Source organism: Halobacillus litoralis (assembly GCF_020171725.1).
GTDB classification, from domain to species: domain Bacteria; phylum Bacillota; class Bacilli; order Bacillales; family Halobacillaceae; genus Halobacillus; species Halobacillus litoralis_F.
Map to the genome: position 1 here is coordinate 24,388 of NZ_JAIVAJ010000011.1, position 13,977 is coordinate 38,364.

9 protein-coding genes are annotated in these 13,977 nt (G+C 45.1%); all 9 read right to left on the reverse strand.

What is annotated here, in order from left to right; genetic code table 11:
* Window positions 1-28: 28 nt before the first annotated feature.
* Window positions 29-337 (reverse strand): 30S ribosomal protein S10, encoded by a 309-nt coding sequence (gene rpsJ, locus LCM20_RS18830; RefSeq protein WP_014641420.1) that lies wholly within the window; start codon window positions 335-337, stop codon window positions 29-31.
* A 588-nt stretch (window positions 338-925) separates the two neighbouring features.
* On the reverse strand, window positions 926-2,116 hold the full coding sequence (tuf, locus tag LCM20_RS18835) for an elongation factor Tu (RefSeq protein ID WP_225197041.1): 1,191 nt from the start codon (window positions 2,114-2,116) through the stop codon (window positions 926-928).
* Window positions 2,117-2,238: 122 nt separating this feature from the next.
* Window positions 2,239-4,317, reverse strand: coding sequence for an elongation factor G (fusA, locus tag LCM20_RS18840; protein WP_225197042.1), 2,079 nt, complete (start codon window positions 4,315-4,317; stop codon window positions 2,239-2,241).
* Window positions 4,318-4,359: 42 nt separating this feature from the next.
* Window positions 4,360-4,830: a 30S ribosomal protein S7 gene (gene rpsG, locus LCM20_RS18845; protein ID WP_225197043.1), complete on the reverse strand. Its 471-nt coding sequence runs from the start codon at window positions 4,828-4,830 to the stop codon at window positions 4,360-4,362.
* Window positions 4,831-4,881: 51 nt separating this feature from the next.
* Window positions 4,882-5,301, reverse strand: a complete 420-nt coding sequence (gene rpsL / locus LCM20_RS18850; RefSeq protein WP_225197044.1) for a 30S ribosomal protein S12 — start codon at window positions 5,299-5,301, stop codon at window positions 4,882-4,884.
* A 95-nt stretch (window positions 5,302-5,396) separates the two neighbouring features.
* On the reverse strand, window positions 5,397-5,648 hold the full coding sequence (locus LCM20_RS18855) for a 50S ribosomal protein L7ae-like protein (RefSeq protein WP_225197045.1): 252 nt from the start codon (window positions 5,646-5,648) through the stop codon (window positions 5,397-5,399).
* A 176-nt stretch (window positions 5,649-5,824) separates the two neighbouring features.
* Window positions 5,825-9,430 carry a DNA-directed RNA polymerase subunit beta' gene (gene rpoC, locus LCM20_RS18860; RefSeq protein WP_225197046.1) on the reverse strand — a complete coding sequence of 1,202 codons (3,606 nt, stop codon included), beginning with the start codon at window positions 9,428-9,430 and terminating at the stop codon, window positions 5,825-5,827.
* A gap of 75 nt (window positions 9,431-9,505) precedes the next feature.
* Window positions 9,506-13,033, reverse strand: coding sequence for a DNA-directed RNA polymerase subunit beta (rpoB, locus tag LCM20_RS18865; RefSeq protein WP_225197047.1), 3,528 nt, complete (start codon window positions 13,031-13,033; stop codon window positions 9,506-9,508).
* A gap of 318 nt (window positions 13,034-13,351) precedes the next feature.
* Complete coding sequence (locus LCM20_RS18870) at window positions 13,352-13,954, reverse strand: class I SAM-dependent methyltransferase (RefSeq protein WP_225197048.1); 603 nt, start codon at window positions 13,952-13,954, stop codon at window positions 13,352-13,354.
* Window positions 13,955-13,977: the final 23 nt, after the last annotated feature.

The following is a 13,977-nucleotide window of genomic DNA, read 5'->3' on the forward strand; positions in this document are numbered from 1 at the left end:
TACACCTCCTATTATTTTAACTTAAGATTTATAGTTTGATTTCGATGTCCACACCAGATGGTAGATCCAAACGCATTAGTGAATCAACAGTCTGTGGTGTTGGATTAACGATATCGATTAGACGTTTGTGTGTACGCATTTCGAACTGCTCACGAGCATCTTTATACTTGTGTGTTGCACGAAGTACAGTGTAGATAGAACGTTCAGTTGGAAGCGGGATTGGACCTGATACGTTAGCTCCAGAACGCTTCGCTGTGTCTACGATTTTCTCAGCGGACTGATCAAGTACTCTGTGATCATACGCCTTTAAACGAATACGAATTTTCTCTTTTGCCATTATTTTCCCTCCTTTTTCGCCCATTTTAAAAATAGACATTCTCCGCGAAAAAACTTGACTCACTAGCCATGGCAAAGGGGCCGGGTGTGTCAACAACCTTTCGCTTCATCGCCTTTTATGACCAACATTATTCATTATATAGAAGAAAGTCGGTCAATGCAAGGATTTATCCATAAAAATTTTCTTTATGAACACATCCATATAGTATACTAACTCAACCACTATTTTTCAAGGGCTGTTTAGTAATTTGTTGTGTCGCTCCGGCGTTTTTCCACTTTTTCTATTTAAACAGATATCCTCATTCATTTCAAGCCATAACTGTACATAGATTAGAATAGCAGGCTCATACGAGAGCGTCGATTTATGAATTGCTTCCTTAGATTATTTAAAACAGAGGTGATTTCATCGTAAAAATATAGAGCACGGCATGTATTCACCGGGTTGCTTCCCCGCACAAATATGGATTGGATAACATGACGTCATAAGGTTCTGTATCCACTGATCATCCCTATCAGTACAGAACCTTTCTCAACAACAAAAAAGACAGCAGGGAAAACCCTGCTGCCTCATTTATATCAGTAACCGAGATTACTTAGTGATTGTAGAAACAACACCAGAACCTACTGTACGTCCACCTTCACGGATAGAGAAACGAGTTCCGTCCTCGATCGCGATTGGAGAGATAAGTTCAACTGTCATTTCAATGTTATCTCCAGGCATAACCATTTCTACGCCTTCTGGAAGTTCGATAACACCAGTTACGTCCGTAGTACGGAAGTAGAACTGTGGGCGGTAGTTAGAGAAGAATGGAGTGTGACGTCCACCCTCGTCTTTAGATAGTACATAAACTTCAGCTTTGAAGTTTGTGTGTGGTGTGATTGAACCAGGCTTAGCTAGTACTTGACCACGGTTGATGTCTTCACGGTTAACACCACGAAGAAGTGCACCAATGTTGTCACCAGCTTCAGCGTAATCTAGAAGCTTACGGAACATTTCAACACCAGTTACTGTAGTCTTGAATGCTTCTTCGTTAAGACCGATGATTTCGATTTCGTCACCGACTTTAACTTGTCCACGCTCAACACGACCAGTTGCAACTGTACCACGACCAGTGATTGAGAATACGTCCTCAACTGGCATCATGAATGGCTTGTCAGTGTCACGGTCTGGAGTTGGAACGTAGTTGTCTACTTGATCCATTAGATCGAAGATAGCTTGCTCATACTTCTCATCGCCTTCAAGAGCTTTAAGAGCAGAACCGCTTACTACAGGAACATCGTCACCATCGAAGTCGTACTCAGAAAGAAGGTCACGTACTTCCATTTCAACTAGTTCAAGTAGCTCTTCGTCGTCTACCATGTCAACTTTGTTTAGGAATACAACGATAGCTGGTACACCTACGTTTTTAGAAAGTAGGATGTGCTCACGAGTTTGTGGCATTGGACCGTCAGCTGCAGATACAACTAGGATCGCGCCGTCCATTTGAGCAGCACCAGTGATCATGTTCTTAACGTAGTCAGCGTGACCTGGGCAGTCAACGTGTGCATAGTGGCGAGTTTCAGTTTCGTACTCAACGTGTGCAGTTGAGATAGTGATTCCACGCTCACGCTCTTCTGGAGCACCGTCGATCATGTCGTATGCCATAGCTTCACCAGAACCAGATTTCTTGTGAAGAACTGTAGTGATTGCAGCAGTTAGAGTTGTTTTACCGTGGTCAACGTGGCCGATTGTACCAATGTTGACGTGGGACTTGGACCGGTCAAATTTTTCTTTTGCCATTGTATATTTCCTCCTTTAAATAAGTAGCAATTAATATAGTTACTTTATTTGCAGCTTAGAAGTAAGAAACTTACTTCTAAGCTTACAATACAAGTTATACTTCAACTGATCAAAAAAATCAATTATTCACCAGCATTTTTCTTGATGATTTCTTCAGAAATGCTCTTCGGTACTTCTTCGTAGTGATCGAAGTGCATCGTGTACGTTCCGCGACCTTGCGTGTTAGAACGTAGAGCCGTTGCGTAACCGAACATTTCTGCAAGTGGAACAAATGCTTTAACAACCTGAGCATTACCACGAGTTTCCATACCTTCAACACGTCCACGACGGGAAGTTACGTCACCCATGATGTCACCCATGTATTCTTCTGGAATGACTACTTCAACTTTCATCATTGGCTCAAGAAGAACTGGTTTACACTTGTTCTTCGCCTCTTTAAGTGCCATAGATGCGGCTACTTTAAAGGCCATCTCGTTGGAGTCGACATCGTGGTAAGAACCATCGTAAAGTGTCGCTTTAATGTCTACCATAGGGTAGCCAGCAAGTACACCGTTTTCCAAGGATTCTTTAATACCCTGCTCTACAGAAGGGATATATTCACGTGGTACAACACCACCAACGATTTTGTTTACGAATTCGAATCCAGCACCTTCGTCGTTTGGCTCGAATTCAACCCATACGTGACCGAATTGTCCACGACCACCGGATTGACGTACGAACTTACCTTCAACTTGTGCACTAGCACGGAAAGTCTCACGGTAAGAAACTTGTGGAGCACCGATATTCGCTTCAACTTTAAACTCACGACGCAGGCGGTCAACGATGATGTCAAGGTGAAGCTCACCCATACCAGCGATGATCGTTTGTCCTGTTTCTACGTTTGTTTCAGTTTGGAATGTCGGATCTTCTTCAGCAAGTTTACCTAGTGCAATAGCCATCTTATCTTGGTCCGCTTTGGACTTCGGCTCGATCGCTACTGAGATAACTGGCTCAGGGAATTCCATAGACTCAAGGATAACAAGGCTCTTCTCATCACACAATGTGTCACCAGTACCTGTGTCCTTAAGACCTACAGCACCCGCAATATCACCGGCGTATACAGTGGAGATCTCTTCACGAGAGTTGGCGTGCATTTGTAGGATACGACCTACACGCTCACGCTTATCTTTCGTGGAGTTCTTCACGTAAGAACCAGCGGATAGTGTACCTGAGTAAACACGGAAGAAGGTAAGTTTACCAACGTAAGGGTCTGTTGCAACTTTAAATGCCAATGCAGAGAATGGCTCGCTGTCATCAGCCTTACGGACAACTTCTTCTTCTGTTTGAGGTACGTGACCTTCAATTGGTGGTACATCTAATGGAGATGGAAGGTAATCAATAACTCCATCGATTAGAAGTTGAACACCTTTGTTCTTGAAGGCAGAACCACAGAATACAGGATAGAACTCAACGCTTAGAGTCGCGTTACGGATCGCAACTTTCAACTCTTCGTTAGAGATTTCTTCCCCTTCAAGATATTTCATCATCAATTCTTCATCAAGCTCAGCTACTGCCTCGATAAGGTTAGCGCGTTGCTCTTCAGCAAGTTCTTGATGATCTTCAGGAATCGGGCGTGCCTCAGCACGAGTACCCAGGTCATCCATGTAGTAGTAAGCTTCCATCGTTACAAGGTCGATGATTCCTTCGAAATCATCTTCCGCACCGATAGGAAGTTGAACAGCTGCAGCATTTGCACCTAGGCGATCTTTAAGCGTTCCTAGGGAGTACAAGAAGTCTGCGCCGATTTTGTCCATCTTGTTTACGAAAACAATACGTGGAACACCGTAAGTTGTAGCTTGGCGCCAAACGGTTTCAGTTTGTGGCTCAACACCAGACTGAGCGTCTAGTACAGCTACTGATCCGTCAAGTACACGCAGGGAACGTTCAACCTCTACAGTGAAGTCTACGTGTCCTGGAGTATCGATGATGTTAATACGGTGACCTTTCCATTGAGCAGTTGTCGCAGCGGAAGTGATTGTAATTCCACGCTCTTGTTCCTGCTCCATCCAGTCCATTTGGGAAGCTCCTTCGTGAGTTTCGCCAATCTTGTGGATACGTCCTGTGTAGAAAAGAATACGCTCTGTTGCTGTTGTTTTACCAGCATCAATGTGAGCCATGATCCCGATATTACGGGTCTTTTCCAAGGAGAACTCTCTAGCCATGACATTTTCTCCTTCCTGATTGAACTTTTATTTGAATGGGAATTACCAGCGATAGTGAGCGAATGCTTTATTCGCTTCCGCCATCTTGTGCATTTCCTCACGGCGCTTAACTGAAGCACCTGTGTTGTTTGCTGCATCTAGAATTTCGTTTGCTAGACGCTCTTCCATTGTTTTCTCTCCGCGAAGACGCGCATAGTTAACAATGAAACGCAAACCTAGAGCCTGACGACGCTCTGGACGAACCTCAACAGGTACCTGGTAGTTGGAACCACCTACACGACGAGCGCGTACTTCCAATACAGGCATTACGTTCTTCATTGCTTGATCAAAAGCTTCCATAGCATCGTTACCGCTACGCTCCTGAACTAGCTCGAACGCTTTATAAAGAATCTTCTGAGCTTTACCGCGCTGACCGTCAACCATGATTTGGTTGATCAAGCGAGTAACAAGCTTAGAGTTATACATCGGATCTGGTAATACATCACGTTTTGCTACTGGACCTTTACGTGGCATTGGTTAGCCTCCCTTCATTCTTGTTCTATTTAATCGATAGATGACTATCGTTTATTTTTTAGCTTTAGGCTTCTTAGTACCGTATTTAGAGCGGCCTTGCATACGTCCATCTACGCTTGCAGTATCTAGTGCACCACGTACGATTGTGTAACGTACACCTGGTAAGTCTTTAACCTTACCGCCACGGATTAGTACAACACTGTGCTCTTGAAGGTTGTGGCCGATACCAGGGATATAAGCGTTAACCTCAAGCTGGTTCGTTAGACGAACACGAGCATATTTACGAAGAGCGGAGTTTGGCTTCTTCGGAGTCATTGTACCAACACGAGTACAAACACCACGTTTTTGTGGAGAGTTCTCGTTCGTCATACGTTTTTTATAGCTGTTGTAACCTTTGTTCAACGCAGGTGCCGTAGCCTTTCTAGACTTCGCCACACGTCCTTTACGAACTAGTTGGTTAATAGTAGGCATGTTTGATGTCCTCCCTTCCTTAATTCTTAATACCACACATCCAGGTGGTTCATAAAAAGGCAAAAAACAAAGCTTTCGCGATAAACGCCAAAACTTTATTGCTTTATAGCTACTGTAGCAGCGCCAACATCAATACCACATGCTTCACCCAATGCTTCCATCGAAGGAACATTTGTGTGCGGTATGTTTAATTGCCTGGCTAACTGGACTACTTTTGCCGTCATCGACTGATCGGCATCGTCAGCCGTTATGACCTCATTCACTTCACCATTTTTCATGGCTTTCAGTGTTTGTTTGGTCCCGATTACTATCTCTGATTTAGCCTGTGCTACTTTTTCATAAGACATCTTTCATATCCTCCAAAGTAACAAGGATAAACGGAAGCACCTTGATTATATTATCACTACCCAAAATGCATGTCAACTGCATTTTGGGTAGTTTTATAATTTTCTATCAAAGCTTCTTCAAGAAGAAGTACTGCCTCTTCGTCATTACCCTTTGTTATCTTGATATCTCTCTATGCTTACGGCTGAGTTACTTCTTCTGGCTGTTCACCCGCATCGCTTGCTTCAGACTGAGCCTGAATCTTACGATAACGTGTCATTCCAGTACCAGCCGGAACAAGTTTACCAATAATAACATTTTCTTTCAAGCCTAATAGTTCATCTCTCTTACCTTTAATCGCTGCATCAGTTAGGACACGAGTTGTTTCCTGGAAGGATGCTGCAGACAAGAAGCTGTCTGTTTCAAGAGATGCTTTCGTAATACCAAGGATGACTGGACGACCAACGGCAGGTTGTCCGCCTTCCACAAGTGCTTTTTGGTTCGCTTCCTTGAATTGGTGAATCTCAAGAAGGGAACCTGGAAGAACATCTGTGTCACCAGAGTCAAGCACACGGATCTTACGAAGCATTTGACGAACCATGACTTCAACGTGCTTGTCGGAGATTTCAACACCTTGCATACGATATACTTTTTGAACTTCTTTAAGAAGATACTCTTGTACACCGTCAAGGCCTTGAATGTTCAGAAGTTCTTTCGGATCGATTGAACCTTCCGTTAATGGTTCTCCTGCTTGCACTTTGTCGCCGACTGCCACTTTCATACGCGCACCGTACGGAGCAGTGTATGAACGGGATTCTACAGTACCTTGGACAACAATTTCAAGCTTCTCTTTCACTTCATTTACGTCTTCAACTGTACCTTCGATTTCGGTGATCACGGCTTGACCTTTCGGATTACGTGCTTCAACGATTTCCTGGATACGTGGAAGACCCTGTGTGATATCGTCTCCTGCTACACCACCTGTGTGGAAGGTACGCATTGTAAGCTGTGTACCTGGTTCACCGATGGACTGCGCAGCGATGATACCAACTGCTTCACCGACTTCAACTTCTTCACCTGTGGCAAGGTTACGTCCGTAACACTTCTTACAAACACCGTGTTTCGTGTTACAAGTGAATGCTGAGCGGATGACCACTTGCTCGATACCAGAATCAGAAATCTGTTTCGCAGCATCTTCAGAGATGACTTCGTTACGGGATGCAAGAAGTTCTCCTGTTTCAGGATGCTTGAGTGTCTGGAAGGACGTACGTCCGATCAGACGGTCGATGAGTGGTTCAATGACTTCGCTACCTTCTGTCAGTGCATAGACTGGCAGGCCACGGTCTGTTCCACAATCATCTTCACGAACAATAACATCCTGCGCTACGTCTACTAGACGACGAGTCAGGTAACCTGAGTCGGCAGTCTTAAGTGCGGTATCGGCAAGACCTTTACGTGCACCGTGAGTAGAGATGAAGTACTCAAGTACTGTCAGACCTTCACGGAAACTGGACTTGATCGGTAGTTCGATGATTCGACCAGCCGGGTTGGCCATTAGGCCACGCATACCCGCAAGCTGCGTAAAGTTAGATGCGTTACCACGTGCTCCGGAATCACTCATCATGAAGATTGGGTTGGTCGGGTCAAGTGACTTCATCAGACGATTCTGGATGTCATCTTTCGCCGCCGACCAGATTTCGATAACACGGTCATAACGCTCTTCTTCTGTAATGAGACCGCGACGGAACTGCTTGAGTACTTTATCAACTTTCTCTTGTCCTTCTTCAAGAATCTCTTGCTTCTCAGGAAGTACGACAACGTCTGATACACCAACAGTAATACCAGCTTTTGTTGAATAAGCAAACCCTAGGTCTTTCATTCGGTCAAGCATCTTAGATGTTTCACTGATCGAGAAGCGTTTGAAGACTTCTGCAATGATATCTCCTAAGATACCTTTCTTGAATGGTGATACTTCTTCACGCTTAGAGATTTCTTCGCGGATATCTGTACCGTTCGGAACAAAGTATTGATCCGGTGTTTTGACCTCAAGGTTTTCCTGGGTCGGTTCATTTATATAAGGGAACGATGCAGGCAGCATTTCATTGAAAATCAGCTTACCTACTGTTGTAAGAAGCAACTGCTGATTCTGTTCCTCTGTAAAGGTTTCGTTGTCTAAGGAGCTTGCTTGTACGGCTACACGTGTGTGTAGGTGCACATAGCCATTCTGATAAGCCATAATCGCTTCATTCAAGTCTTTGAATGCCATACCTTCACCAACTGCTCCAGTACGCTCAAGGGTCAGGTAATAGTTACCTAGTACCATATCTTGTGATGGTGTAACAACCGGCTTACCATCCTTAGGGTTCAGGATGTTCTGTGCGGCAAGCATAAGAATACGTGCTTCTGCTTGTGCTTCAGACGACAATGGAACGTGAACGGCCATTTGGTCACCGTCAAAGTCTGCGTTGTATGCAGTACATACAAGCGGGTGAAGACGGATTGCACGACCTTCAACCAATGTCGGTTCGAACGCCTGGATTCCAAGACGGTGCAGTGTTGGTGCACGGTTAAGGAGTACAGGGTGTTCTTTAATGACGTCTTCAAGAACGTCCCACACTTCGTCATGGACGCGTTCAATCTTACGTTTGGCGGACTTGATGTTATGCGCAAGGCCACGAGAGACAAGCTCTTTCATGACGAATGGCTTGAACAATTCAAGTGCCATTTCTTTTGGAAGTCCACACTGATACATTTTCAGTGAAGGACCAACTACGATAACGGAACGTCCTGAGTAGTCAACACGCTTACCAAGAAGGTTTTGACGGAAACGTCCCTGTTTACCTTTCAACATGTGAGAAAGGGATTTAAGTGGACGGTTACCTGGTCCTGTAACTGGACGACCACGACGGCCGTTGTCGATCAAGGCGTCTACAGCTTCTTGAAGCATACGCTTCTCGTTCTGAACGATAATCGTTGGTGCACCAAGGTCCAACAAGCGCTTCAAGCGGTTGTTACGGTTGATGACACGACGATATAGGTCATTCAAATCAGAAGTTGCGAAACGTCCACCATCCAGCTGCACCATTGGGCGAAGCTCTGGAGGGATGACTGGTAGTACATCAAGGATCATCCATGATGGGTCATTACCTGAATGACGGAATGACTCTAGTACTTCCAAACGCTTGATGGCACGTGTACGACGTTGACCCTGAGCTGTCTTAAGCTCTTCTTTAAGCGTGTCAACTTCTCCGTCCAAGTCGATATCGAATAGCAATTTACGGATTGCTTCAGCACCCATTGCAGCTTGGAAGCCTTGTCCGAACTTCTCACGGTAAGAGCGGTACTCTTTTTCAGAAAGAAGCTGTTTCTTCTCAAGTGCTGTTTCACCTGGGTCCGTTACAATATATGCCGCAAAATAAATGACTTCTTCCAAAGCACGAGGAGACATGTCAAGAACAAGTCCCATACGGCTTGGAATGCCTTTGAAGTACCAGATGTGAGAGACAGGGGCAGCAAGTTCCAAGTGCCCCATACGCTCACGACGGACTTTTGCTTTTGTTACTTCAACGCCACAGCGGTCACAAACGACGCCCTTATAGCGGACGCGTTTGTATTTCCCACAGTGACATTCCCAGTCCTTTTGAGGACCGAAAATACGTTCACAGAATAAGCCGTCTTTTTCTGGTTTCAGCGTACGATAGTTAATCGTTTCAGGTTTCTTTACTTCCCCGTAAGACCATGAACGAATCTTATCTGGTGAAGCTAAACCAATTTTCATATACTCAAAGTTATTTACATCTAGCAAGGGGCCTACCTCCCTTTCAGTATCCGGGTTTTACCCTAAGCTCCGAATTAAAAAGATCATCGAACGTCTCTCGAATTAGTCGTCCAGGTTTAAGTTCTCCGATTCTTTTGTCTGCTCTTCTTCAATATCACGCATCTCGATTTCTTCCTCATCACCAGACAGGATCTTCACGTCCATACCCAGACTCTGAAGCTCTTTGATAAGAACTTTAAAGGATTCTGGCACTCCTGGTTCAGGAACGTTATCGCCTTTCACAATCGCTTCATACGTCTTCACACGACCTACAACGTCATCGGACTTAACAGTCAGAATCTCTTGAAGGGTATAAGCAGCACCATAAGCTTCAAGTGCCCATACCTCCATCTCACCGAAACGCTGTCCACCGAACTGTGCTTTACCACCAAGCGGCTGTTGCGTAACGAGTGAATAAGGTCCTGTAGAACGTGCGTGAAGCTTATCGTCAACCATGTGCGCCAGTTTGATCATATACATGACACCAACGGATACACGGTTATCGAAAGGTTCACCTGTACGGCCATCATAAAGGATGGTCTTCGCATCACGGGACATTCCTGCTTCTTCAAGTGTTTCCCAAACGTCTTCCTCACGAGCTCCATCGAATACAGGCGTTGCTACGCGTTCGCCAAGCAGGCGGGCAGCCATACCTAAGTGCAATTCTAGCACTTGTCCGATGTTCATACGTGATGGTACACCAAGTGGGTTCAACATGATATCTACAGGTGTTCCGTCTGGAAGGAACGGCATATCTTCTTCTGGAAGAATCTTAGAAATTACACCTTTGTTACCGTGACGTCCGGCCATTTTATCCCCTTCAGAAATCTTACGCTTCTGAACGATGTAGACACGGATCAACTGGTTAACGCCTGGTGGTAGTTCGTCGCCGTCTTCTCTATTGAATATCTTCACATCAAGGACAATTCCGCCTGCACCGTGTGGAACACGTAGTGAGGTGTCACGTACTTCACGTGCTTTTTCACCGAAGATTGCATGAAGTAGACGTTCTTCTGCAGATAGTTCAGTAACGCCCTTAGGTGTTACTTTCCCTACTAGAAGGTCTCCATCACTTACTTCAGCACCTACACGGATAATTCCGCGGTCATCCAGGTCACGAAGGGCATCTTCCCCTACGTTCGGAATGTCTCTTGTAATTTCTTCTGGTCCAAGTTTCGTATCTCGTGCTTCAGATTCATATTCTTCAATATGAATAGACGTATAAACGTCGTCTTTCACAAGACGCTCACTCATGATGATGGCATCCTCATAGTTGTAGCCATCCCACGTCATGAAAGCAACAAGTGGGTTTTGTCCAAGGGCCAATTCACCCATGTCCATAGATGGACCGTCAGCAAGGATTTCACCTTGTACGACGCGGTCACCTTTAGCCACGATTGGGCGCTGGTTGTAACAGCTACCTTGGTTGGAACGGATGAATTTCTGTAGACGGTAACGATCAAGGTCACCTTCTACTTCGCGTCCGTCGACTTCTGAAATACGGCGTACAAGCACTTCTTTCGCTTCGACACGCTCTACGACACCTTCGTGGCGGCAGATAACGGCAGCACCTGAGTCTTTACCAGATACATATTCCATACCTGTACCAACAATCGGTGCGTCCGGCTTAAGCAATGGCACGGCTTGACGCTGCATGTTCGCACCCATCAGGGAACGGTTGGAGTCATCGTTTTCTAAGAACGGGATACACGCTGTTGCAGCAGATACGACCTGCTTCGGTGATACGTCCATGTAATCTAGACGGTCACGGCTTACAACGGTGTTCTCACCTCGGAAACGCGCGATAACTTCTTCATCTACGAAGCTTCCGTTTTCTTCAAGCTTCGCGTTCGCCTGTGCTACGACATAGTTATCTTCTTCGTCTGCTGTCAGATAGTCGATTTGTGCGGTTACACGGTTCGTATCTGGGTCAACACGACGATAAGGAGTCTCGATGAATCCGAACTCGTTTACCTTCGCATAGGAAGACAAGGAGTTAATCAGACCGATATTCGGTCCTTCCGGCGTTTCGATCGGACACATACGACCATAGTGGGAGTAGTGTACGTCACGAACTTCGAATCCGGCACGTTCACGAGTCAGACCACCCGGTCCAAGGGCAGATAGACGACGTTTGTGCGTCAATTCTGCAAGAGGGTTTGTCTGGTCCATGAACTGTGATAACTGAGAGCTTCCGAAGAACTCTTTGATTGATGCGATTACCGGTCGGATGTTGATCAGCTGCTGAGGCGTGATTGATGACGTATCCTGAATAGACATACGCTCACGAACGACACGTTCCATACGGGATAGACCGATACGGAATTGGTTCTGCAGCAACTCACCTACTGAACGCAGACGGCGGTTACCTAAGTGGTCAATGTCATCTGTTCCACCTACATTATGCAGCAAGTTAAAGAAGTAGCTGATAGATGATAGGATGTCAGCCGGTGTAATGTTCTTCACATCACGGTCGATGTTCGCATTACCGATTACGTTGATAGAACGTTCCCCTTCTGGGTCAGTAGGATCAACGATTTTTACAGACTGTACTTGGATTTCATCTTCAAGTACGCCTTCAACCGGTTCAAGCGTTCTTTCGCTTAGCTGGTTGTCCTGATCCTCAAAGTAAGGAATCAGTTTGTTAAGCAAGCGACGATCGATTTTGTCACCTTTCTCAGCCAATACTTCTCCTGTTTCTTCATCAACAAGAGTTTCAGCTAAGGTCTGGTTGAACAAGCGATCTTTAATGTTTAGCTTTTTGTTCATCTTATAACGTCCGACACGCGCTAGATCATAACGCTTCGGATCGAAGAAACGTGATACAAGCAGGCTCTTTGCGTTCTCTACTGTTGGTGGCTCACCAGGGCGTAGACGCTCATAAATCTCAAGCAAGGCTTTCTCACTGTTTTCTGTATTGTCTTTCTCAAGTGAGTTCTTCAAGTATTCGTTGTCACCGATCAGATCAATGATCTCTTGATCCGTGCCGAATCCTAAAGCACGAAGAAGAACTGTAATTGGAAGCTTACGAGTACGATCGATACGTACGTGAACTACATCTTTGGCATCTGTTTCGAATTCCAACCATGCACCACGGTTTGGAATAACTGTCGCTGTGTAGCCGCGTTTTCCGTTCTTATCAATCTTCTTATTAAAATAGACACTTGGAGAGCGAACAAGCTGAGAAACGATAACACGTTCAGCACCATTAATGACAAAGGTACCTGTGTCCGTCATGAGTGGGAAGTCCCCCATGAATACTTCTTGCTCTTTCACTTCACCTGTTTCATTATTTAACAAACGAACCTTTACACTAAGCGGTGCGTTGTATGTTACATCGCGATCCTTTGACTCATCCACTGGATACTTTGGCTCGCCAAGGCTGTAGTCTACAAACTCGAGTGATAGGTTACCTGTGAAATCTTCGATAGGAGAAATGTCCTGGAACATTTCCTTCAAACCTTCTTTTAAGAACCAATCATAGGAAGCGGTTTGAATCTCAATCAGATTCGGTAACTCTAATACTTCACTGATACGTGCATAACTTCTGCGCTGGCGGTGTCGTCCATACTGAACTAGTTGACCTGTCAACTGATTCACCCCTCAAATCAAGCATTTTTATAACGTAAAAAGGTTCGGCAAAGACATGCCGAACAGGCTTGCGGTTGATCTTGCCACAAGCACTATTTAAACATTCGCCTTTATAGCAAATGGTGACTCTTCATTTCTCTCTAACGTTAGACAAAAAAGAAAAAGGGTTTTCATCAATAAAAACCTCATTTACTTTACGTGTTTGTTTTTTACCATACTGACCATCTATCAACCTTTTTATACATTTTTCAAAAAAAAGACTTGACAGACAACATGCATATTGGCATTTTTCAATACTAGCACAATTAATAGAAGTAGTCAAACCTTAGTGCTCTTCAGAATATAGTACCCTTTCTGCTTCGCCACTACTTCCACATTGCCGAATAACTCCTCCATCTTGTTCTTCGCCGATGGAGCTCCTTGCTTCTTCTGGATGACCACCCATAGTTCCCCTTGTGGTTGGAGGACAGCCTCCGACTCTTGGAACATGGCATGCACAACTTCTTTCCCCGCGCGAATCGGTGGGTTGGTCAAGACAGCTGCGAATTCACGGTCACGAACCGACTGCAATCGGTCACTTTCTAAAATAGTTACATTACGCACATCGTTTTGCTCTGCGTTTTTTCTGGAAAGCTGGAGCGCTCGTTCATTCACATCCACCATCACCAGTTCACGGTTCGGGAATGCTTTGGCCAGCGAGAGCCCGATCGGCCCGTAGCCACATCCCAAATCCAGCACATCTCCCTGAACAGATGGCTCTGTAAACGAATCAATGAGTAAACGTGAACCGAAATCCACTTCCTTTTTAGAAAAAACAGCATTGTCCGTCGTAAATACGAATGGTTGCCCTCTCAAATTGAAGGACCACGACTTCTCTTCACTTTGGGTCGTTGTCTGTTTTGAGTAATAATGCTCTGACACCTTACGCACACCTTCTTTTCATG